The organism is Halorubrum sp. CBA1229 (assembly GCF_003721435.2).
In the GTDB taxonomy this organism is placed as follows: Archaea; Halobacteriota; Halobacteria; order Halobacteriales; family Haloferacaceae; genus Halorubrum.
The window spans coordinates 23,998-46,594 of record NZ_CP054585.1 but is presented as its reverse complement, the minus strand read 5'-3'; the positions used below and the strand labels follow the sequence as shown (position 1 = coordinate 46,594).

Below are 22,597 nucleotides of genomic sequence, written 5' to 3'. Positions count from 1 at the left end.
GCACGTCCCGCCCGACTCCGTTCGGGCCCCGCATTCGAAACACTCGTACAGTTCTCGTTCGTCGACTCCGGTTTCTGGTCGCATATCACGCCATATGGTGCCAGGTAACATAGCCTCAGCCCTATTATTCTTTAAAGAATAAGTATCCGATCGGTAATCGGGTGGACGGACGATCGGATCCGTCGCGACGCGTGCGGAGGCGACGGTGACCTGCTCGGGGGACGCTCTCGGGCCTCTCGACGAACCGATGCAGGGGCCGAATCACCGGAACCCGGCTCTTTTTCACCGGAATCGACGTACAGGTAGTATGGAGATCGGCTTCAGCTTCGGAGCGAACGCGCCGACCGGCGTCTTCGTCCTCCACGCCGCGGTCGCCGTGTTCTTCCTGTACCTCGGTGTCGTGAACGCGGCCGCCGGCGAGTCGATCGGCGTCGCGTTGAACGCCCTCATCGGCGTCCTCCTCGTCGCCGCCGGCGTCGTGGTGGCGCGGATCACCGAACGGCGGACCTAACGCTCGGCCTCGCGTCGTCCGCTAGGCGCCGCCGCTCTGTTGACCCGTCGCCTAGTTCTCTGCTGTGGGTCGACGAGAGAACGACAGAAGCAAAGGAACTGTGGCCGTGCCACTTCGCTTCCTTATTTGAATTCTCGTCTTAATTTGATTAATTGAGAGGAATAACCTTGTCTATTAAATGAGTATCTATCTATCCCCGCTAAATTGAATACTTGGCATAATATACACCTATTACAACGTCAATCTTTTTTGATCAACTGAGATGGTTCTCTGAGTGGTTTTTACAGGCTCGATTGTCCGGAAATGTACTCGAATCTGATACTACCGTCCGACACAGTATACTCCACAGCTGTCGGCGTTTGAATCTGAACTGTGCAGTCTGTTCGCGAAGTGGTTCTTGAATCAGCACGTGAGTATGGGATTTCCAACTGACGTTCTTCCATCGATCCAAGCTTTGTACGCGCATCTGGTTCTATTCCAGATCCTATGATGACTGGATGAAGTTGTAGATCCTCCACGGGAGGTTCGGCATTTGCTGTTGCTAACTGTGAAATCCAATACGAATATCTGTCAATTTGATTGATATTATCCACCGTGATTTCTTCTTGTTTTAATTCACCTACCGTTGCTTTGTACCTGTGGCCATCTCTCTCATGTAGTAGAAGTAGATCAACTTTTGAGCGACCTATCCCGTACACGATCTCATTTCCGAACCATTCCAGTTCTGAGAGAGGTCCGACGATGTCGGATAATACTGGTATCTCTTCGTCAATATTATTCAAAATCCAAGCGTGTAGCCAGTGTTCGTATGGAACTTCGGGACCATCCCCCAATTTAGGACTCAAGTAATCTCTATTCTCCTGCGCGGGATATGGCTCAAAATCAGGGACTTCTGAAGTCCCTTCGTTTTCCCGTTCCAGCAATCTAAGGAGTTTCTCTGTTTCTTCCGGAAGTAACGGTGCCGCGCTTCGTTCCGTACCCACGCCATACATCTTTCGGAATATCTTTGTCCAAATAAAACCAGGATCGGTTTGATCAACATACGCCGTATTATCAGTCACACTATTTGGATAATAATTATCAGGTTGGATCAGAACCCGGTTAGGAACAATATGCTCACCCTGCGGAACGTCACTGTCACAATTATCGCAAGTCCATGGGTCTTTGTTCGGGTCCCTACCCCAGTCTTCGGGATACGTTGAACCACATTCAGGACATTCACCTCTGACAGTATGGCCGTTCCAAGAGATAGTTTGTGTATCAACAAAGGGCCGGCTCGTTATTTCATAGACTCCCCTAAATCCGCGATCCTCCGGTGATTCATCGATTCTGCGTTGGTACAAGAATACCAAATCACCCGGTCGCGTTCCGAGAAGGTCAGCATACAAACCGGATTGTCCACTAAAATTCCACTCTAATTTTGGCTCTTTAACTCCACAAAATCCACGGGACCTGTGAACGGGGTATGAGAACTTATCCACTACAAAAACGTATCCGCGCCTGTCAACACCTTGGGACATCTGAATATCATAGTTCGTGGGAATAATAAAAGTAAGCACTAATAATTAGTAGCATAGTTTCTAATATTTAATTAGACACATTCATAACTAACGTATTGATACCCCATCATCGACGGGTCGCTGATTCTAAGTACAGAATTACTGATAGAAGGGTACGGCCCATCGAACTTTCACAGCCGCCAGTACGATCCTGTTGGCGCCTCATAAACGGGTATTCAGGGATTTTGTCAGAGCGGTTCATGCTGACCACTCTGAAACACCGATTCCAACTTCCTGATAGGACCATCGGAACCGTTATACTGGATTCAATAATGCAATCTTGAATAAGATGGAGAAAGCCAGACAAGGGAGATGCGAACCGCGGTGGTTCCGCTTCGCTCTGTGATTCAAATTCTCCTTCGGCTGTTCGACTCCGCTTTGTTTCGATAGAAGAGCCGGAGGAGGGATTTGAACCCTCGACCTATTCCTTACGAAGGAATCGCTCTGCCAGCTGAGCTACTCCGGCGCGCGTCTTACCATTCCCGAACGGCAAAATAAGGGTTCCGAAACGGCGACGGCGCGGGGGCCGAACTGGCGCGACCGATCCGCGGATCGTCGGATCGCACTCGGTAGATGCGCCGTTGGCGTTCGTTTCGGAATTATGCCCAATACATTCCGATCCGTCTGTTTTCTCAGGTACAATCACAGGTGTATAAGGAAAAAACATAAATACTTGTTCAGGCTCTAATCGAGATGTGGTCGCACCGATCGTGCGCCGCGATGGCGGGGATCGACTCCCTCGACGGTGCGTGCCCGGTCGAAGCCCGTGCCGGGCGTCAGTAGTCCCGTCGGTCGCACCCCCCACGGCGACCCGACGTGGCGGTCACCACTAACAGCGTTCCACCACGGCCGTCGTGTGATCCACGTCTCCGACGTGCCAAGCGCGAAATCGCCTCTGGTCCCGACGGTCCACCGGCCGTGAACTCTTGTCATGTGACGGGCCGTGCCGTCCCGACCCGCTCGTCCCGGGCGGGACGGCGGTCACGCTGTCGATCCACGTACCCGATCCCGTCGGCGGTCGCCGACGGGAGACTCGCCGTAAAGTGGCGACGTCCGCCGATGTCTCGGCGGGCCCGATTCTCACGAGAAGAGTCGTCTCGGTGCCTCCGCGGCCGCGGAGATCCCGCTCACCCCGGCCCCGAGGACGCCCGCGAGCCGCACTTCCGCCGGCTCGACGCCGAGCTCGCGAGAGAGGAACCCCGGACGAGCGTCGGCGCCGACGACGGCGATCGTCCGGCCGCGGACGCGTACCTCGGCGGTGAGGTCGGTGGCGGTCAACAGCGCGGCCGCCCCGTGCGCGTCGTTGTCCCCGGGTAGGTTCCGCGCGACGCGGACCGCGTCGCGGACGGTCGCCGCCTCGACGAACAGGCGGTCGCCCGTCGAGCGGACGTCGAGGTCGACGCCCTCGACCGTGAGCGTCAGGTCCTCCGTGGCGACCGAGAGCGGTGCCCTCGCGTCAGTCCTGTTCACGGGTCGTGACCCGAACGGTTCCGTCGAGCCGCCAGCTGGCGTGCTCGACGTCGTCGCCGGTGCCGCTCGGGACGTCGACGCTCATCTCCTCGAACTCGTACACGATCTCCGCGTTGCGGCCGGTCAGCCTATCGTACAGCCCGATAGCGAGGTCGGGCCACGTCGTCGTCTCGTCGATGCGCTCCTCCGGGTCTGGTGCGTCACTCATGTGCGTTACCACGTGCCGTATCGGTATAAACGCGTTACCTGACTGAAACGACGGGCGAGGAAAATCGGGGATCGAGCGGCGCGCGGAGCGCCGCGCGGACGGGGCGCCCCGGTCTCACTCCCGCGTCAGTCTCGCGTCCAGACAGACGTTGTACTCGTGGGGCGCGTACGACCTGACGACGCGCTCGGTCTCGACGGCGACTTCGTACTCGTCGCCTGCCGCCTCGCGGATCGCCCGCGTTCCGGGGCCGAACGGGTCGTCCTCGTGCTGGATGTCGTAGTAGTGGACCAGGCAGTCGTCGCCGGCCAGCGCGACCGCGGTGTCGAGGAACGCGTCGGCGGAGTGCGGGAGGTTCATCACGAGGCTGTCCGCCGCGTCGGCGTAGTCGTCCGCGATCTCACGCACGTCGCCCGCGACAGCGGTCACGCGGTCGGCGACGCCGTTCCGAGCCGCGTTCTCGCGGAGGTACTCGACGGCGCGCTCGTTGAGGTCGCAGGCGACAACGTCGGCGCCGCGGGACGCCAGCGGCACCGCGTACGGGCCGACGCCGGCGAACATGTCGATCGCGGCCTCGCCCGGCTCGGCCTGCTCAACCACGCGGTGGCGCTCGGTGGCGAGCCGCGGCGAGAAGTACACCTCGGCGACGTCGAGGAGGAACTCGTGGCCGTACTCGCGGTGGACCGTCTCGGTGCCGTTCCCCGCCAGCACGTCCCACCGGCGGACGCGGAGCTCTCCCTCGATCGGCGACGCGCGGTTGAGCACGGTGTCGCAGGGCACGTCGGAGGCCATCACCGCGTCGGCGATCTCGCTCGCGCGCTCGTCGTCGTCCTCGTCGACGATGACGATGTCGCCGAGCCGCTCCAGCGAGGGCTCGTACCCGAGGATCTCGGCCGGGGTCAGCGGGCGGTCGCGCTCGGCGGCGTCGCGCGCGACGACCCTCGCGTCGAGGTCGGCGGGGATCGCCTCCGGGTCGACGATCGGGATGTAGATCGCGTCGCCGTCGACCGCGATCTCGTGGTCGCCGTCGAGGGCGCCGGCCTCGGCGAGGCGCTCGCGGACCGCCTCGCCGCGCTCGCGCTCGACCGCGACGCAGGGAACGCTCATTACCGGAAGAACGCGGAGCCAGCCATAAACGCTGACGCTTTCGGTCGTTCGGCCGCGAGCGCGGGCGGGAGAGCGCGGGAGCGGGCGGAAGGGCGGCGTGGGAGGGCGCGGCGCGTTCGCGGATCGCTCAGTCGTCCGCGGGCGCCTCGGGGCGGTACGCCTCGCTTATCCCCTTCCACTTGCCGGAGCGGAACCGCCAGTAGTTGATCGCGGCGGGGATCGACGTCTCGGCGAGGAACGCCAGATAGAGCCCCCACAGCCCGATCGCGGGGAGCGCGATCTCGGGGATCGTCACCCCCGTCAGGGGGACGCCGATCGCGGGGGTCGCGTCGTTGGCGCCGACGTACGCGAGCGGGATCGAGACGCAGAACATCCCGAAGAACTGGCTCGCGAACGGGATCTTCGTGTCGCCGGCCGCGTCGAGCGGCCCCGCCGCCCCGCCGGAGACGCCCTGGAAGACGACGGCGACGCAGGCCGCGTAGACGAGGGCGACCGCGATCGGCACCTCCGGGCTCTCGGGGCCCTCCGCGAACAGCACCACGATATCGCTCGCGAAGACGGCGGTCACCGCCGCGAAGACCACGTACGTCGCCACGGAGAAGCGGATGATGTCGCGGGCGTACGCCTCCGCCTCCGCGGGGTCCTCGCCGCCGAGCTCCTGCCCGACGAGGCTCGAGGAGGCGAGTCCGAACCCCCAGCCGGGGGCGTTCATGATCCCCCAGATGCGGCGGGCGATGACGAACGCGGCGACGGTGTTCTCGCCGAACACGTCGAGGATGGCGAGCATCGGGAACTCGGCGACGGTCCACACGAGGTTGCGCGCGCCGACCGGGAGGCCGATCTCCACGAGATCGCGGAGCATGTCCGGGTTCACGTACGAGCCGAACGGGTCGATCGCGATCGGAAACTCGCCGACACCGGGGAATCGCCCCCACACGAGCCCGCCGGCGAACGCCGCGACGGCGAGCACGTTCGAGAGGACGGTCCCGAGCGCGGCGCCCTCGACGCCCAGCCCCAGTCCGAAAATGAACGCCGCGCTGAGCGCGATGTTCGCGACCGCGCCGCCCGCCCGCACCTGCATCGCGGTGTACGCGTCGTCGCAGCCGACCAGCACGCGGCTCCCGACGAGGTTGAGCGCGGCGAACGGGACGCCGAGCCCGACGATCCGGAGGTACTCTGCCCCGAGGGCGATCGCGGCCTCGTTGCTGCTCAGGACGCCGATGAGGGCGGCCGAGTGCGTCCAGAACGCGGCGGACACCGGAATCGTGACGACCACGACGAGGAGGACGCTCGCCCGGACGGCGTCGCCGAGCTCGCCGTACGCGTCCGCGCCGTACCGCTGCGAGACGAGGGCGATGGTGCCGCCGGCGACGCCGCCGCCGATCGCGAACGCGAGCCCCCAGTAGGGCCCGGCGAACCCGACGCCGGCGACCGCGCTGGTGCCGACGGCGACCCCGACGAGCGCCACGTCGACGGCGTTCTTCGACATCCGGGCGATCCCCGTGACGATCCGCGGCCACGCCAGGTCGGTCGTCCGGACCACGCGGTGGCGGTCGATCAGCCCGGCCCTCGCAAGGGCGAAGCCGATGTAGAGGATTAGCGCGCGGAAGGGGTTGGGGAGGCGGACCACTGCGGGTACGACCGTTTCCCGGTCCGCGCTAAAGGGATTTCGTCACGCGGCGGGCGTTTCCGGATCGGCCGACGGCGACGAAGACGGCGACGGCGGGGGCGAACATGACGGACCTCAGCATTTTCGAGGTGGAGCCCCCGACCTCAAGGCGCGAACGGAGTGAGCGAGTAGGTCGGGGAGGAAACCGACATGGGACGACACAACCGCCACACCGCGACCGACCGACCCCCAAGCGTATAAGTACCGTCGGGTACCCCCTGAAACTATGGGCGTGCGTCGAACCGCCGTCGTGAAACTCGCCGTTTCCGACGAGCAACGCGACGCACTCCACCGAACCGCCGAGCAATACCTGTACTGCGCGAACCGAACCGCCGACTACTGTTGGTCCGACACCTCCTACACTGAGTGTAAGACCAACAAGCGAGAGGTTCGTGACGCGCTCTACGCCGACCTTCGAGAGGAGACAGACCTACAGGCCCAACTTGTCCAAGCCGCTATCAAACGCGCTGTCGAAGCCGTCAAAGCGTGTGTCGAACGGTGGAAAAAGGGACAGCGCGTCTCTCAACCGACGTTCACTGCTGAAACGATGGACTACGACACGCGGAGCGCCACCTTCTACCGGAACAAGGTGTCGCTGGCGACTGTTGAGGGCCGAGTCGAACCGTCGTTCGTTCTCCCAGCAGACAGTCCGACGCCCTACGAGCGGTACGTACTCTCCGAGAACTACGAGTTCTGCGAGAGTACGCTTCGGTACGACGCGGCCACTGACGAGTTCTACCTCAACATTTCGACGCGGCGGACAGACGGTGACGATGAGGTTTCGGAAGATACCGGGCACTCCGACCAAACGGTCCTCGGTATCGACCTCGGCGTCAACAGCCTCGCTGTGTCCTCAACTGGCACGTTTTGGCAGGGGAACGACTACGACCACTGGTGTCGTGAGTTCGAGAAGCGACGTGGCGAGATGCAACGGCGCGGCACGCAGGCCGCACACAAGGCCCTGCTTCGCCTCGGGAAGCGAGAGGAAGCCTGGCGCAAACAGTACATCCACACGATCGCCAACGAACTCGTCTCGGAAGCCGTCGAACACGACTGCGACGTAATCGCGTTCGAGGACTTGAGCGACATTCGAGAGCGGCTTCCACACGCGAAGTGGCACCACGTCTGGGCGTTCCGACGCCTGTTTGAATACGTCTCCTACAAAGCCCCTGAACAGGGAGTCTCCGTAGAGCAGGTCGAGCCGACCCATACATCCCAACGCTGTTCTCGGATGGACTGTGGGTTTACGCACGACGGCAACCGCCACGGCGAACAGTTCGCGTGCCAGAAATGCGGGTACGAGGTGAACGCGGATTACAACGCCGCAAAGAATATTGGCGTGCGGTACGCTCGGAAGCGACAACACAAACTCCGTTCCTCGCCCAAGTCGGGGAGCGGAGACGCACAAGTAGACGTGCGTGTGAATGGTGGGATGTTGAACGGTGAGAGTCACCAGCCTCTTGCTGGGGACTGATTGCCGGGAGTCCACATCAAAGCCCTACCCTCAAGGACCGAGGCGCGTAGCGCCGAGGGAGGAGGGTAGGGTAGTTTACGCGCCGGACACGAGGTACACCGACGCGGCGGCGAGGACGATCCCGAGCGCCTTCCGGGCGGTGAACGACTCGCCGAGAAAGAGGAAGCCGATCACCGACGAGAAGACGAGGAACATCGCGAAGATCGGCGTCACGACGCTCACCGGTCCCAGCGCGAGCGACCGGTACAGCGCGAGGATGCCGATCCCGAGGAACACACCGGCCGCGAGCACGTGGAGGATCTTCGGCGACCCGAGGTGGGTGACGAACCCCTGACCGGTGTACGCGAGCACGCCGATGGCCATACAGATGAGCAGCGTGTTCGAGACCACGACGGCGACGTCGCTCGGGACCGCGTCCGGGCCCGTGGTCGCGACGCGCATCAGCGGCGAGACGAGCGCGTACGCGCCCATCGCGAGGAGCGCGTAGGGGAGATAGGTAGCGTCCATATCCCTCGGTCGGTCGGGGCGAAGTAAGTGCCTACCGACCCGCGCCCGTCGACCCGCGTCTCCCGACTCGCGTCTACCGACCGAGGCTCGCGGGGTCTCCGGATGCGATCGTCCCGGACCCCTCCGCGTCGCCCGGCGGCGAGTCTCCCGACGGCACGTCCCCGACGGGGACGGAGACCGTGACGACCGTGCCGCGGGGCTCCCGCTCCGCGAAGGAGACCCGTCCGCCGACCTGGTCTATCCCCCACTTCACGATCCACAGGCCGATACCGCTGCCGTGCTCCAGCGGGGTCTCCACGCCGTGCGTCAGGGCCTCGTACTCCGCGGGATCGATCCCCGGTCCGTCGTCGGCGACGGAGAGCTCGACCCACCCGCTTTCGATCGTCGCCTCGATCCACACCGACGGCGACGCCGCGTCGTTGTGCTCGACCGCGTTCGAACAGAGGTTCGCCGCGACGACGCGGAGCGTGGCCGGCACCTGCACGTCCGGCACGTCGCCGTCGACCGTCACCTCGGCGTGCGGATACTCCTCGCGGAGGTCGGCGGCGGCCTCCGCGACGACCTCGCCCAGGGGGACCGGCGGGTCCGGCTCCGAAACCGGGTCGAACAGCTCGCTCGCTGTCCGGGTCCGCTCGCTGAGATCGAGGATCCGCGAGGCGCTCTGCTTGACGACCGACAGCGCCCGCTCGTCGCTCGGGTCCGCGCGCAGCTGGTCGGCGTACCCGTGAATCAGGTTCGTCTCGGTCCGGACGTCGTGGCGGAACACCCTGTTAAGCACGTTCAGCCGCTGCTGTTGCCCGAGGTACTCGCCGATGTCGTGGAAGACGACGACGCGGCCGATCGACCGGCCGTGGTCATCGGTCACGCCTCGCACCATGACCTCGTACGGCCGCCGGCCGTTCCGTCCCACGACGGAGAGCGGGCCGACGGTGCCGCGTTCACCTGCGAGCGCGTCGTACCGGGGCACGACCGCGTCGGCCGGCTCGCCGATCGCCGAGCGGCGGTCGACCTCGAACACGTCTGCGGCGCACCGATTCAAGTCGAGGATGTGGCCCTCGGTGCCGACGACGAACACGGGGTCGTGGAGCTGCTCGAACACCAGCTGGCGCGCCCGACGGCGCGGCGCGGGCGTGAGCGTGAGCAGCCGGAACCGCGAGAGCGCGAGGAGGTACGCGACCCCGGAGACGGCGAACGCGAGCGGCGTGGGGTCGAGCCCGGGCACCGGAATCGCTCCGGTGAGGTGGAGGAGGCTGCTGACCCACGGGACCGCTGTGCCAACGAGCAGCGCCGCGCTCTGCCCCCGAAACGGGCGGGCGTCGTCGCGGACGAGTCGGAGGATGGGGACCGACCCGATCAGCCCGAGCAGGTAGGTGTAGCCGGCGATGACGTAGTACCACGGCCCCGGGTCGACGCGGAGAAACGACCCGACCGCGGTGTCGGCGACCCGGCGGTCGGCCGTGATGAGTCCGGTGGGGTCCCCCATCGCGACCACGAGGACGGTCACCGCGGGCGCGACGCAGGCCGCCGCCACGACGCCCGGGCGAACGTATCGGTCTCGGCCCGTGTACTCCAGCGCGAACAGCAGCCATCCGACCGGGACGATCACCACTCCGAGCCACTGCACGTCGTACCAGAGCGCCTTCGCGGCGAGCGTCGACGCCTCCAGCTCGAAGACGAGGAACGTCGTCCACCAGACCTGCCCGAAGAGCAGCAGCGCGAGCCACGTCGCGCCAGCCTCCGGCCGCTCCCGCCACGCGAGGATCGCCCCCGACGTACCGGTCACGACCGCGGCGAGGAGCGCGACGGAGAGCGGACTCAACCCGATCACAGTTTATTCCACGCAAAGGTGGTATAAATCATTTTGCTCTGTCGGGCCGACGCCACCGCGGGACGGCGGATCGAAGGCGAGGGCCGATTAGCCGACCAGCTGCACCCCTGCGACCGCGATCCCGACGAGGATGTAGCTGCAGTCCGGCGCGACGCCGAGGACCGACGCGTCCTCGATTCGACCGGCGAGCGCGGTGACACAGACCGACGCGACGATGCCGACGCCGAGCGCGCCGGCGAGCGGCCACGCAAGCAGGCCGGTGGCGCCCGCGGCCGCCACGGTCCCCGCCGCGACTATGTCGACGCCGTACAGCAGGTGACGCGTCCGCTCGACGCCGAGCACGACCGGCAGCGTCTCGACGCCGACGGCCGCGTCCGCGTCGACGTCCCGGACGTTCGGGAGTTCGGCGTCGACGAACGACCGCAGGAAGAAGTACGCGAAGACGACGGCGACGACCGGCCCCGGCGCGGTCCCGCCGAACGCGATCGGGAGGAACGTGAGGGCGATCGCCCACGCCGCCGCGACGACGGCGGAGTTGAGTACCAGCACGTCCTTTAGGCGCGGGAGGGTGCTGCGTCGCCCGCCGTCGGTGACCGTCGCGCCGGCGCGACCGACGAGCCCTCGGCGGTCCGGGGTCGCGCTCGCGAGGACCGTACCGATGGCCCGCCCGAGGTCCGGCACCCAGTCGGAGGCGTAGACGACCCAGAAGGCGCCGGGCAGCAGCGTGAGCGCGAGCGCGCGCGGCCCGCCAGTCACCGCGATCGCGACCGCCAGCCCGTAGGCGAGCGTGGCGGCGACCATCAGTTGGTCCCCGTAGCGCCGGGCGAGCAGCGCCCGGTCCGGGGTCGACGCGGCGTCGGCGTCGGCGTCGGCGACGTGATCGATGCTGTACACGGCGAAGGCGACGAGTGCGACGACCGCCGGGGCGGCCGTCACGGGGACGCCCAGCAGGACGGTCGCGACGAACGCCTCGACGGCCGCGACGAGCGCGGTGAACGGCGACCCCCACGCGAAGGCGGCGAGCAGGCGCCGCCCGTCGCCGGTCGTCCCGGTCGGCGTCGGGGACGCGTCCGGCGGACTCTTCTGTTCGCTCGGTTCGGTTACGGATCCGTCCGATCGCATCCCGGAGCGACGCGGTGGCGTCGTCGATGCGAACGGTTCGGAGCGATGCGGCGAATCGGTGCCGTCGGTAGCGTCCGACGGCGGATCTATCTGTTCGGACATGGTTCGAGGCCGAGCGCCCCCGCCGACCGGTGACGCTCGCCAGTTGGCACTCGAACCGCCGGATATATCTAATCACCTACAAAGAATTAAATAAAATAAATACCTCATTCTTTATTTTTAAGCCGAGACGCGCTCTCGGTCGCCCGTGCCCCCTTCAGTACGCTTTTGAGGCGAGCGGCCGATGTTTCGCGTATGGACGGAACCTTCGACCACACGATGATCCGCGTCGAGGACTTAGAGGAGAGCCTCGACTGGTACCAGACGCACCTCGACTACGAGGAGAAGGGCCGCTGGGAGGCGGACACGTTCACCAACGTCTACCTCGGCCCCGAGGACGTCCACGAGGACGGCGCGCTCTTGGAGCTCACTTACAACCACGGCGACCACACGTACGAGATCGGCGACGCGTGGGGCCACATCGCCGTGCGCGTCCCCGAGGACGCCCTCCAGGAGTCGTACGACCAGCTGATGGCGGAGGGCGTCGAGGACTACCGCGACCCCGAGTCCTGCGGGAACCGCTACGCGTTCGTGAAAGATCCCGACGGCCACGAGATCGAGATCGTCAAGCGCGACTACGGCGAGAAGTGGAGCATCGACCACACGATGATCCGCGTCGAGGACGCCGACGAGGCGCTCGGCTACTGGACCCGCAAGTTCGAGTACACGGAGCAGCCGAGTGGCCGCTGGGAGGCGGACACGTTCTCGAACTACTTCATGGCCCCCGAGGACGCCCCGAAGGAGGCGATGAAGCTGGAGCTCACCTACAACTACGACGGCCGCGAGTACACGATGGGCGACGGCTGGGGCCACCTCTGCGTCCGCGTCGACGACCTCGACGAGGCGTGGGAGAAGCTGATGACCCGCGAGGCGCCGGACTACCGCGACCCCGAGTCGTGCGACCACAACTACGCGTTCACGAAGGACCAGGACGGCCACGAGGTCGAACTGCTCGTCCGGGAGTAGACCGCGGCGTCGCGACCGCCGCTCACTCTTCGACCGCTCGCTCCGCGACCTCGACGCCGCTCACCTCGAACCGGGCGCCCCCCAGGTCGGGATCGTTTGTCACCCGCACCTCCCAGCCGTGAGCGGTCGCCACCTGCTCGACGATCCGCAGTCCGAACCCCGTACCCCCCTCCGAGGTCGAGTAGCCCGCGTCGAACACGGCTGCCTGCTCGTCGGGGTCGATCCCGGGGCCGTCGTCCGCGACGAAGAACCCCTCGCCGTCGTCGAGATCGCCGACCGCGACGCTGACGCCGTTGCCGCCGTGATCGATCGCGTTGCGTATCAGGTTCTCCATCAGCTGTTGCAGCCGGCTCTCGTCGGCCTGCAGCGTCAGGTCGCTCTCGACGGCGAGCGTCGCGTTCGCGGTGTCGACGTTCAGCCAGCAGGACTCGACGACCGACGCGAGTTCGACCGGACGCGTCTCGTTCACCCGCTCTCCCTCTCGGGCGAGCGTGAGCAGGTCGTCGATCAGGGTCTCCATCCGCTCGTGGGCCCGGGCAGCGATGTCGAGATGCGGCGTGTCGCAGTCGTCTCGGGCCAGCTCGACCCGTCCCTCCGCCACGTTGAGCGGGTTGCGGAGGTCGTGCGAGACGACGCTGGCGAACTCCTCTAACCGGTCGTTCTGCCGCTCTAGCTCGTCGCTCCGCCGGTGGAGCCGCTCGGTCTTCGCCTCGGACTGGAACGCCGTCTCCGCGGCGGTCGCGAGGATGCGCGCGAGGAACTCGTCGGTCCCGTCGAACACGCCCGGCTCGGTCTCGCCGATCGATATCGTTCCGTACTCGCCGGCCGGGAGGATCAGCAGGCTCCTGAGTCCGGTCCCCTTGTCGACGGCGTCGACGGTCTCGATGTCGTCGTACACCCGGACCTCGCCCGCCTCGTAGGCGGCCCAGTTGAGGCTCCCGCTGTCCGGCGTGAACACCGGTCGCTCGGGGAGCGTCCCCTCGACCGCCTCCGAGACGGCGACCGGGACCAGCCCGCCGGCGTCCTCGTCGTAGAGCCGGACGGTGGTGATCGAGAAGCCGAGCACCTCCGCCGCGGCGTCGACGATCTGCTCGGCGATCTCCTCCCGCGAGTCCGCGCGGATCAGGCTCCGCGTCGCGTCGTGGAGCCGTTCGAGGCTGGTCTCGCGGGCGACGCGGTCGAGGGCGGCCTCCAAGTGGTTCGCCAGTATCTGGGCGATGAGGACGTCCGTGTCGGTGAACGCGTTGGCCGTCGACGCGGAGATGACGAACACCCCGTGGCCCTCGATCGGGTGGAGTACCAGGCTCTCCGCGGGCGTCTCCTCGCCGAGCTGGTCCCAAGTCGAGAGCTGGTCGACGGCGATGGGCTCGCCGCCGCGGTACGCCTCCCACACGAGAGCCGCGCGCGACCCCGGCGGCGCGTCCCGGTCGTACGAGGGCTGCTCGTCGAAGAACATCGGGACGGACTCGGCGAGCGCGGCCGGTTCGAGCGCGTCCCCCGCCTCGTTCTCCAAGTGGACCCCGCTCAGCCCCCCTCCGACGATCGCCGCCGCGGCGTCGACCGCCAGCTGCGTCGTCTCGTCGACCGTCCGGGCGTAGTTGAGATCCTGCGTCCACTCGCGGAGGCGGGCCAGCTTCTCCTCGCGCCGCTTCCGGTCGGAGACGTCCCGCGTGTTGATCACGTACCCGTCGATCCCGCGGTCGTCGAGCCTGTTGCTGCCGACCGACTCCACCCACAAGTAGTCGCCGTCGGCGCGCTCCAGCCGGTGCTCGATCGTCGGATTCTCCGTGTCGCCGGTGACCGACTTCCGGAACCCCTCGCGGACCCGGTCACGGTCGTCCGGGTGGACGTACGCGAACGCGTTCTCGCCGAGGAGCTCCGCCGACTCGAAGCCGAGCAGCGACTCGGCGGACGGGCTGACGTACTGAAACGTCCCGTCCGCGTCGAGCGCCATGACGATGTCGTTGGAGCGCTCGAGAAACGCGCGATGCCGCTCGCGCTCCGTCACGTCACGGATGATCCCGACGAACCGGCGCTCGCCGTCCTCCTCGAACTCGCCGAAGGAGATCGACAGGGGCACCTCGTGGCCGTCGCGGTGCCGGCCCGGGAACTCGACGGCCGACCAGTCCGTCTTCGGGTCGCCGCCGGAGACGTATCGTTCGAGCGCCGCGGTGTGCTCCGCCGACTTCCGGTCGGGCATCAGTTTCGTCAGCGACTCGCCCTCCAGCTCGTCGGGCGCGTAGCCGAACAGCCGCTCCACGGCGGGGTTCGCGAACTGGACCGTGCTCTCCTCGTCGATGGTGACGATCGCGTCCATCGAGTTGTCGGTGATCGCGCGGAGGTGGGTCCGGGTCCGCTCGGCCTCGCGCTCGGCGCGGCGCTTCATCACGGCGTCGGCGATCCGGTTCGCGAGGATCTCGTACTGCTCGGTGCCGCCGCCCTTCTGGAGGTAATCCGTCACCCCGGCGGAGATCGCCTCGCTGGCGACCGTCTCCGACCCCTTTCCGGTGTACAGGATAAAGGGGAGGTCAGGGTCGCGCTCCCGGACGCGCTGTAAGAACTCGATCCCGTTCGGTCCGGGCATGTCGTGATCGGAGACGACGCAGTCGAACCCGCCCGCCTCGATCCGCTCCAGTCCCTCGGTCGCGTTCGGGACGGTTTCGACGTCGATCCGCTCGTCCTCGCGTTCGAGAAACGATCTCGTCACTTCGGCGAGATCTGGGTCGTCGTCGGCGTGGAGGACGCGGATCCGGTCGCTCATTGGACACGACTACAGGTGACCGCCGTTTAACCATTTGGTCGGGCAGCGGAAACGTCGGTCCCCCGGACGGGCGACCGAGCGCCCTCACTCGCCGTCGACCGGGCGGAACACCACCAGCGGCTCCCCGTCGGTCGCCCGCTCCTCGACGCCGACCTCGACCGACAGCCCGACCTCGACCGCGTCGCCCTCGGGGTCGACGCCGCGCAGGACCCCGCTCGTCCGGACCGGGCCGAGGTCGGCGACGGCGGTGACGTACGGGGCGTCGTCCGCGAACCGCGGCGAGGGGACGTGGACGACGCTGAACGTCTCCACGCGGCCGGTCTCGGCGAAGGGTTCCCGCGAGAGCGGGGTCGACCCGCACTCCGGGCAGCGCCGCCGCGGCGGGAGCGACCCGTGCCCCTCCGGACAGACGAGCGCGTAGCCCTCGCCAGCCGCGACCGCGTCGAGCCACTCGTCGTAGTCGGCGTCGGTGACCGGCGTCGGCGCGGCCCCGGTAGCGTCCGCGTCTCCGCCGTCGCTCTCCGCGCCGCCACCGTTCTCCGCCGCGCCGTCGTCGCTCATTCCGCCACCTCCAGCACGTGGACGACCGCGCTGGCGACGGTCCCGCCGGCGTTGTGCGCGACGCCCACGTCGGCGTCGGGGACGTGCTCGCTGTTCGGATGGTCGCCGCGGAGCAGCCGCGTCAGCTCGGCGATCTGCGAGCCCCCGGTCGCGCCGACCGGGTGCCCCTTCGCCTTCAGGCCGCCCGAGAGGTTCACCGGGAGGTCGCCGTCGGCGGTCGTGACCCCCTCGCGCGCGGCGGCGATCCCCTCGCCGACCTCGAAGAGCCCGAGCGACTCCGTGGCGAGCACCTCGGCGATGGTGAAGCAGTCGTGGACCTCCGCGACGTCGACGTCGTCCGGTCCCACGCCGGCGGCCGCGTAGGCCGCCTCGGCGGCGTCGTCGGCGGCCGGCGTGCGCGCGAGGTACTCGCGGTCGCCGAGCGCCATTCGGTCGGTCCCCTGTCCGGTCCCCGTCACCGCGACGGGGGCGTCCACGTCGTGTTCCGCGGCGTACTCCGCGGAGACGATCACGAGCGCGCTCGCGCCGTCGGTGATCGGGCAGGCGTCGTAGAGGTGGAGCGGCTCGGCGACCGGCGGCGCGTCCATCGCCTCGTCGACGGACACCTCCCGGCGGAACTGGGCGTACTCGTTCGGGAGCGCGTTCGCGTGGTTCTTCGACGCAATATGGGCCAGGTCCCGGCGCTCCCCGCCGTACGCGTCGAAGTAGGCGGTCGCCATCAGCGCGTACGCGCCGGGGAACGTGACGCCCGACCGCACCTCGAACAGGTCGTCGGCGGCCATCGCGAGCCCCTCCGTCACCTCGGCGGTCGGCAGGTTCGTCATGCGCTCCATCCCGCCCGCGAGGACGACGTCGGCGTCGCCCGCGGCGACGGTCCGGACGGCCTCGCGGACCGCGACGCCCGCGGAGGCGCACGCCGACTCGTACCGGGTCGCGGGGCAGCGCACGCCGGCGGCCTCGGCCATCAGCGGCGCCTGGTGGCCCTGGTGCTCGGCGAGCGCGCCCATGAAGTTCCCGTAGTTCAGTTCCTCGACGTCCCCTCGCGGGACGCCGGCGTCCTCGAACGCGCGCTCCGCTGCCGTCGCGAAGAGGTCGCGTCCCGCGCGGTCCTCGTGGCTCCCGAAGCGCGTGAGCCCGACTCCGGCGACGCGTGCGTCGGTCATAAACGAACGATTATTCGGGTCCGATTTAGCCTTGCCGGAACGCGCGGTCGTTCCCGTTTAAAAATCGGCCGAACCGGCTCCTACCCGATGTACCGCAGGTCGTCGTCCGGCACCGCGGGGCCGTCCTGCATCTCGCGGATCTTGCCGACGACCTCTTCCATCTCCTCGGCGCGGTCCTCTAAGCTCTCGTAGTCGACGGAGAAGTCGAGGACCGCTTCGAGCACCTCCAGCACCGCGCGGGCGCTCTTGGGGTCGACGAGGTAGCCGCTCGTCTCGCCCATCAGACAGGCGGCGTCGAAGCCGCGGCGCCCGCCGAGCCCGAGCACCAGCCCGGAGACGCCGACGATGCCGCCGGCGGGCTCGTCGGGGCGGAACTCGACGCCGGCCTCCGTCAGTCCGTCGATGAGGTCCGCGTCGGAGACCGCGCCGAGCACGGTGTACTCCTCGACGAGCTCCCCGGTGGGAACCCCGCCGAGCGCGTACGCCCGCGTCGCGCCGAACTCCTCGGCGATATCGAGGAACGTGGTCGTGAGCGTGTAGTGCCCCGCGTTCGAGCCGGCCTGGTGGTCGCCGGTCAACACGAGCAGGTCGGCGCCGTCGGTCTCGACGGCGTGGAACTCGGCGCAGGTCAGCTCCGCGACCCCGTCGCCGTCGACGCTCACCTGCGGCGGGAACTCCGTCGTGTACACGCGGCGGACTAACTCGCCGTCGAACTCCTCGAGGAGGTGTTCCGCCGCCAGCTTCCCCACGTGGCCGACGCCCGGGAGCCCCTCGATGAGCACCGGGTCGTCGAGCTCCGGCGTCGCCACCTCGTCGATCTCGATGTCGTCCATGTCGCATCCGTCCGGGCGGCGGTCACAAGAGGGTGGCTATTCCGGCGTTGTGGGCGGGACTCGACGTCGGCGCGGAACCGGTGTTACTCGGACGCCCCGCGGCGCCGCGCGCGCCGCCGGTACTCGCCGTAGGGATCCTCGGGGCTGAACGGCGCGGGCGCGCTGTTCGCGGTCGGGCCGTCGCACTCGGGACAGCTGTCGCCGAGCGTGTACACCGGGCGGTCGTGAGCCGTCTCCCAGTTCGTGCAGACGCGGATGTCGGATTTCACGGGTATACAAAGAGTCGTCGGTCGGAGCGACTACTCGTCGTCCTCGCGGCGCTCGCGGTGGAACTCGCCGACGCCGCCGGCGTCCTCGATCGCCTTTCGGGCGCGGGCCGCGGCGGTCTCCAGCTGGTCCTCGGCCGTCTTGTAGTCGGGCGCGCGGACCTTGATCCGGTACTCGGGCGAGCCGACGTAGCCGACCTCGAGGTCGACGCCGTCCGGGATATCGCCGTCGCCCTCGGCGGCCTCCAGCGCCGCCTTCACGTCGTCGACGCCGTCGGGGGCCGCGGACTCGAGGTCGACGTAGCCGGTCACGTCGACGTACGGCACCGAGACGTTGTCGCGGGCGGCCTCGACGATCGCCTCGCGTGCGTCGTCGTCGACGTCGACCCCGTCCAGGGCCTCGTCGCCGCTTATCGCCGCCGCCTCGAAGGCGTCGTACAGCGAGTCGTACTCGGCGAGGAGCGCGTTGGCGACCTCGGTGTACCGGTCGTCGTCGACGTCCTCGCCCAGCGCGATGAGCATCCAGTTGTCGGCCTTCTGCGAGTTCTTCCAGGCCTGTATCTTGTCCTTCCGCTGGTGCTCGTTGACGTCTTTGATCGACAGGTCGATCTGGTTCGCGGACTCGTCGACCTCGAGCACCTTCGCGACGACCGTCTGCCCCTCGCGGACGTGGTCGCGGACGTTCTTGATCCAGCCGGAGGCGACCTCGCTGATGTGGCAGAGGCCGCGCTTGTCCTCGTACTCGTCGAGGTCGACGAAGACGCCGAAGTCGGCGATCTCGTCGACGTCGCCGACCACCAGCTCGCCGGGTTCGGGCCAGCCGCTGTACTTCATACGGGGTTGGTGAGGCGGTTACCGCGCCTCAACGGTTTCGACGATCTCGCCGTGGAGCTCGGCCTCCCCGCCGGTCGGGGTCGCGAGCGTCGTGCCGCAGACCGCGCACGACACCACGGAGGAGGCCTTGCCGAAGACGACCTGTTCGTTCTCGCAGTCGCCGCAGGCGACGCGGTGGAAGCTTCCCGCCATGCTTACTCCTGGAAGGTGAGTCGGCCGGCGCGCCATCCCTCGCGCATGTGGGCCTTGCCGCAGTCGCCGCAGCGGTACTTCAGGTGGGTCTTCTTCGTCGGCTTGTCGCCCCCGGGCACCTTCGAGTACCCGCCGGCGTTGCCGATGGTCGCGAGCGCGCGGCGCCGCTGGCGCGCGTCTCGCTTCATTCCGGTCGCCCGACCCGATCGAACCTTCTCCACTTCGTGCTCGTGGTGCGAGTCACAGTGTGGACAGTACGTGTTGAAACGACGTGGCATCTCCATGGATATCGACCTTGAGTCGCGGTTCGTCGCCGACGCTTAAAACGGGTTTGGTCTGTCTCCCGGCCGGCGATCGGGCGCGCGGAGCGTCCGCGACCCCGCCGCGGTTCGCCCGATCACTCCTCCCACTCCGCGACGGCCCGCACCGGCGACCCGTCCCCGCCGCGCAGGCGGAGCGGGAACGCGTACAGCCGGAACCGCGCCGGCAGCCCGGCGAGCCCGCGGAGGTTCTCGACGATCGGCAGGCCGCCATTTAAAAGGGCGTCGTGAGCGGGCGTGCCGTCAGGCTCGTCGTTCGTCGGGGGTGAGTCGTCCGTCGGAAGCGACCCGTCCGCGGCCGGCGTCGGGTCCGGCCCGAACGCGTCGAGCCCGACGCCGACGCCTCGCTCTCGACACCACGTCGCAGCGGTCTCGGTCAGGTACGGGTGGTCGCGGTAGCGCTCGGTCCCCCAGCGAGCGGCCCAGCCGGTACGGCAGACGAGAAGGTCGACCGTGGAGTCGGCCTCCGCCGAGTCGCCGTCGGCCGCGCCCGCTCCCTCCCCGACCGCCCCCGCCAGCGCCTCGGCCGTGATCGCCTCCCGCGGCGCCAGCGGCCGGAGGTCCACGAGGCGGGCGTCGAACGCGAACCGGCCCGGATCGATCTCGTCGATCGTCTCCCCCTCGGAGAGCGTGTGCCGGGGCGCGTCGACGTGGGTCCCGGCGTGGGTCCCGGTCCGGAGCTCGCTCGTCGCGTAGCCGTCGGCCTCGTGGGTCGCGTCGGGCGCGAGCGTCACCTCGGGGTCGTCGGGGTAGGTCGGCATCCCCGTCTCGATCGGGCGGGAGAGGTCGCGGAACACGTGCGCCGGTGGAGCGCGCCGCCGCTTAAAAACGACGGGCGAGCGGACTCCGCCGCCCGCCGCGGTCGGCCCGACTTCCGTGGCCCGGCCGACCTCCGCGGCCCGAACGTATTTCCTCCGGCCGCCGTTCGGTGCGCCCATGTCAGCGCTGCCGCTCGACGCCTACTACGACCTGACGCAGATCGGCGAGGTCTCCCTCTCCCCGTCCGGCGACCGCGTCGCCTTCACCGCGACCGAGTACGATCAGGCCGCCGACGAGGCGGTCGACTCCCTCTTCGTCGTCCCGACCGACGACTCCCGCGAGCCGCACCGGCTGACGAGCGCGCCCGGCGCCTCCGCGCCGGCGTGGGGGCCCGACGGCGACCGCCTCGCCTTCGTGGCCGCCCGCGACCGCGACGTCGAGCGACGCGTCGGGTGGCGGGACCGAGACGAGGAGGGCGACGGGGATGAGGCGGAAGCGGCGGACGACGAGAACGGGGGAGACGACGACGCCGAGGACGGGGACGCGCCCGCCGGCGACGACGAGCCCAAGCCCCAGGTGTGGCTGTTCGACCTCGCGTTGGGCGGCGACGCCCGACAGGTCACGGAGCGCGACGAGGGCGTCGCCGACTTCGACTGGTCGCCCGGTGGCGACCGGCTGGTGATCGAGTCGCGCGACCCGACCGACGAGGAGTCCGACTACCTCGATCAGGTGCGCGAGGAGGGCGGTCCGATCGAGACGACCCGGCTCCAGCACAAGGTGAACGGCGTCGGCTGGACCGACGACGTGACGCCGTACCTCTTCGTCGTCGACCTCGACGACCCCGAGAGCGACCCGCGACGCCTCGACGACGCGTACGGCGGCGGCGCCTTCCAGGACATCGCCGGGATGGACCCCCACTGGGGCGAGGGCGACCGGATCGCGTTCACCTCCTGCCGGCTCGACCGGCCCGACGACACCACCGTCCGCGACGTGTACGCGGTGTCGCCCGCGGGCGGCGACGCCGAGCGGCTCACCGGCGGCGAGCTCTCTCACGGCGTCCCGACGTGGCGCCCGGGACGCGACGAGCTGGCGTCCGTCGCGGGCGACCCGGACGACCCGCCCGCGCCGGCCGAGGTGTACCTCGTCGGCGGCGGGAGGGACGACGGTAAGAGAGACGAGGGCGAGGCGGGCGACGGCGTCGCCTCCCTCACGGCCGACCTCGACCGGACGGTCGCGCGCGGTGGCGAGCCGGTCTGGGTCGACGGAGCGATCTACGTCCCGATCGCCGACGAGAGCCACACGCGGCTCGTCCGGGTGGAGACCGACGGGACCGCCGAGCGCGTGTTCGCGGCGCAGGGGCGCGACCGCGCGCTGGCCGGCTTCGACGTCGCCGCGGACGGCTCGACGGCGGTGGCGGTGCTCTCGGACCCGACCGACGGGACCGACCTGTACGCGGTCGACGTCGCCGACCTCGGCTCGGAGACGGAAGCGAACTCGCTCCGCCGGCTCACGGCCGTCAACGACTCCCTGATCGAGGAGTTCTCGGTACCGGAGGCGACACGCGTCGAGTGGGAGTCGGACGGTTGGACGCTCGACGGCGTCGTCTACCACGACCCGGACGCCGACCCGGCCGACGGCGACCACCCGCTCGTGGTGGCGATCCACGGCGGGCCGATGTCGTACGACGAGCCCGTGTTCAGCTTCGCGCACGCCGCGTTAACGAGCCGCGGGTACCTCGTCTTCCGTCCGAACTACCGGGGCGGCACCTCCCGCGGCCGGGAGTTCACCGCCCAGCTGACCGGCGCGTGGGGGACCGCCGAGGTCGACGATATCGCCGCGGGCGTCGCGTCGCTCGTCGACCGCGGCTGGGTCGACCCCGACCGCGTGTTCGGGCACGGCTTCTCGTACGGGGGGATCGCGCAGGGGTTCCTCGTCACGCGGGAGCCCGACCTCTTCGCGGCCGCCGCGCCGGAACACGGCATCTACGACCTCCGGTCGGCGTTCGGCACCGACGACACGCACACGTGGTTCGAGGCGGAGTACGGCCTCCCGTGGGAGAACCCGGAGGCGTACGACGCCTCGACGGCCGTCCTCGACGCCGGGAACATCGAGACGCCGCTGCTCGTGATGGCCGGCGGGGAGGACTGGCGGTGCCCGCCCTCGCAGTCCGAGCAGCTGTACGTCGCGGCCCGGAAGCAGGGCGTCGACGCCGAGCTCGTCGTCTACCCGGACGAGCACCACGACATCGGCGACCCGGACCGGGCGATCCACCGGCTAGAGAAGATCCTCGGCTGGTACGAGACGCACGACCCCGCGGCCGCGGAAGAGGACTGAGCCACGGGCTGTCGGGTCGGACGAGCGACCCGCGACCGCGGAGCGCGACTCGCCGCC

Annotated in this window: 21 protein-coding genes and 1 tRNA gene; 4 read left to right on the top strand and 18 right to left on the bottom strand. The window is 68.1% G+C overall.

Features of this window, described 5'->3' with window-relative positions; genetic code table 11:
* Window positions 1-307: 307 nt before the first annotated feature.
* Complete coding sequence (locus tag Hrr1229_RS00220) at window positions 308-511, top strand: hypothetical protein (protein ID WP_123114753.1); 204 nt, start codon at window positions 308-310, stop codon at window positions 509-511.
* A 281-nt stretch (window positions 512-792) separates the two neighbouring features.
* On the opposite strand, the gene Hrr1229_RS00215 is transcribed toward Hrr1229_RS00220, so the two are convergent.
* The 6 genes from Hrr1229_RS00215 to Hrr1229_RS00190 form a co-directional block, all read right to left on the bottom strand.
* Window positions 793-2,031 (bottom strand): hypothetical protein, encoded by a 1,239-nt coding sequence (locus Hrr1229_RS00215; protein WP_148041774.1) that lies wholly within the window; start codon window positions 2,029-2,031, stop codon window positions 793-795.
* Between the two features lie 432 nt (window positions 2,032-2,463).
* Window positions 2,464-2,536 (bottom strand) — tRNA-Thr (locus Hrr1229_RS00210).
* A 614-nt stretch (window positions 2,537-3,150) separates the two neighbouring features.
* Complete coding sequence (locus Hrr1229_RS00205; RefSeq protein ID WP_123114754.1) at window positions 3,151-3,540, bottom strand: peptide ABC transporter ATP-binding protein; 390 nt, start codon at window positions 3,538-3,540, stop codon at window positions 3,151-3,153.
* Window positions 3,527-3,748, bottom strand: a complete 222-nt coding sequence (locus Hrr1229_RS00200) for a hypothetical protein (RefSeq protein ID WP_123114755.1) — start codon at window positions 3,746-3,748, stop codon at window positions 3,527-3,529. The genes Hrr1229_RS00205 and Hrr1229_RS00200 overlap by 14 nt, the downstream gene beginning before the upstream one ends.
* A gap of 114 nt (window positions 3,749-3,862) precedes the next feature.
* Window positions 3,863-4,852, bottom strand: coding sequence for a class I SAM-dependent methyltransferase family protein (locus Hrr1229_RS00195; protein WP_123114756.1), 990 nt, complete (start codon window positions 4,850-4,852; stop codon window positions 3,863-3,865).
* 127 nt (window positions 4,853-4,979) lie between these two features.
* Complete coding sequence (locus Hrr1229_RS00190) at window positions 4,980-6,482, bottom strand: MATE family efflux transporter (protein WP_123114757.1); 1,503 nt, start codon at window positions 6,480-6,482, stop codon at window positions 4,980-4,982.
* A 265-nt stretch (window positions 6,483-6,747) separates the two neighbouring features.
* Here Hrr1229_RS00190 and Hrr1229_RS00185 point away from each other — a divergent pair, with 265 nt between their 5' ends.
* A complete protein-coding gene (locus Hrr1229_RS00185) occupies window positions 6,748-7,995 on the top strand; it encodes an RNA-guided endonuclease TnpB family protein (protein ID WP_123114758.1) in 1,248 nt (415 codons plus the stop codon).
* Between the two features lie 75 nt (window positions 7,996-8,070).
* On the opposite strand, the gene Hrr1229_RS00180 is transcribed toward Hrr1229_RS00185, so the two are convergent.
* The 3 genes from Hrr1229_RS00180 to Hrr1229_RS00170 all read right to left on the bottom strand — a co-directional run bounded on the left by Hrr1229_RS00180 (window position 8,071) and on the right by Hrr1229_RS00170 (window position 11,554).
* A complete protein-coding gene (locus tag Hrr1229_RS00180; protein WP_123114759.1) occupies window positions 8,071-8,502 on the bottom strand; it encodes an EamA family transporter in 432 nt (143 codons plus the stop codon).
* A gap of 73 nt (window positions 8,503-8,575) precedes the next feature.
* On the bottom strand, window positions 8,576-10,330 hold the full coding sequence (locus Hrr1229_RS00175) for a histidine kinase N-terminal 7TM domain-containing protein (RefSeq protein ID WP_123114760.1): 1,755 nt from the start codon (window positions 10,328-10,330) through the stop codon (window positions 8,576-8,578).
* Between the two features lie 87 nt (window positions 10,331-10,417).
* A complete protein-coding gene (locus Hrr1229_RS00170; protein ID WP_123114761.1) occupies window positions 10,418-11,554 on the bottom strand; it encodes a UbiA family prenyltransferase in 1,137 nt (378 codons plus the stop codon).
* Between the two features lie 192 nt (window positions 11,555-11,746).
* On the opposite strand from Hrr1229_RS00170, the gene Hrr1229_RS00165 reads away from it, so the two are divergent.
* Window positions 11,747-12,517, top strand: coding sequence for a VOC family protein (locus Hrr1229_RS00165; protein WP_123114762.1), 771 nt, complete (start codon window positions 11,747-11,749; stop codon window positions 12,515-12,517).
* A gap of 22 nt (window positions 12,518-12,539) precedes the next feature.
* Here the strand turns inward: Hrr1229_RS00165 and Hrr1229_RS00160 are convergent, their stop codons facing one another.
* From Hrr1229_RS00160 to Hrr1229_RS00120, 9 genes are all read right to left on the bottom strand, one after another.
* Window positions 12,540-15,278 carry a PAS domain S-box protein gene (locus Hrr1229_RS00160; protein WP_123114763.1) on the bottom strand — a complete coding sequence of 913 codons (2,739 nt, stop codon included), beginning with the start codon at window positions 15,276-15,278 and terminating at the stop codon, window positions 12,540-12,542.
* 84 nt (window positions 15,279-15,362) lie between these two features.
* Window positions 15,363-15,839: an OB-fold domain-containing protein gene (locus tag Hrr1229_RS00155; protein WP_123114764.1), complete on the bottom strand. Its 477-nt coding sequence runs from the start codon at window positions 15,837-15,839 to the stop codon at window positions 15,363-15,365.
* Entirely contained in the window at window positions 15,836-17,002 is a 1,167-nt protein-coding gene (locus Hrr1229_RS00150) for a beta-ketoacyl synthase N-terminal-like domain-containing protein (protein ID WP_123114765.1), read from the bottom strand. Before Hrr1229_RS00150 ends, Hrr1229_RS00155 begins: the two co-directional genes overlap by 4 nt.
* Window positions 17,003-17,082: 80 nt before the next feature.
* Window positions 17,083-17,835, bottom strand: coding sequence for a proteasome assembly chaperone family protein (locus Hrr1229_RS00145; RefSeq protein ID WP_123114766.1), 753 nt, complete (start codon window positions 17,833-17,835; stop codon window positions 17,083-17,085).
* 83 nt (window positions 17,836-17,918) lie between these two features.
* Entirely contained in the window at window positions 17,919-18,104 is a 186-nt protein-coding gene (locus tag Hrr1229_RS00140) for an RNA-protein complex protein Nop10 (RefSeq protein ID WP_123114767.1), read from the bottom strand.
* A 30-nt stretch (window positions 18,105-18,134) separates the two neighbouring features.
* Window positions 18,135-18,935, bottom strand: a complete 801-nt coding sequence (locus Hrr1229_RS00135; RefSeq protein ID WP_123114768.1) for a translation initiation factor IF-2 subunit alpha — start codon at window positions 18,933-18,935, stop codon at window positions 18,135-18,137.
* A gap of 18 nt (window positions 18,936-18,953) precedes the next feature.
* Window positions 18,954-19,127 carry a 30S ribosomal protein S27e gene (locus Hrr1229_RS00130; RefSeq protein ID WP_008004084.1) on the bottom strand — a complete coding sequence of 58 codons (174 nt, stop codon included), beginning with the start codon at window positions 19,125-19,127 and terminating at the stop codon, window positions 18,954-18,956.
* 2 nt (window positions 19,128-19,129) lie between these two features.
* On the bottom strand, window positions 19,130-19,411 hold the full coding sequence (locus tag Hrr1229_RS00125) for a 50S ribosomal protein L44e (RefSeq protein ID WP_004595867.1): 282 nt from the start codon (window positions 19,409-19,411) through the stop codon (window positions 19,130-19,132).
* A 113-nt stretch (window positions 19,412-19,524) separates the two neighbouring features.
* Window positions 19,525-20,244, bottom strand: a complete 720-nt coding sequence (locus Hrr1229_RS00120; protein WP_176329309.1) for a cyclase family protein — start codon at window positions 20,242-20,244, stop codon at window positions 19,525-19,527.
* A 139-nt stretch (window positions 20,245-20,383) separates the two neighbouring features.
* Between Hrr1229_RS00120 and Hrr1229_RS00115 the strand changes: the two genes are divergently transcribed.
* Window positions 20,384-22,540 carry a S9 family peptidase gene (locus Hrr1229_RS00115; RefSeq protein ID WP_123114770.1) on the top strand — a complete coding sequence of 719 codons (2,157 nt, stop codon included), beginning with the start codon at window positions 20,384-20,386 and terminating at the stop codon, window positions 22,538-22,540.
* Window positions 22,541-22,597 lie beyond the last annotated feature (57 nt).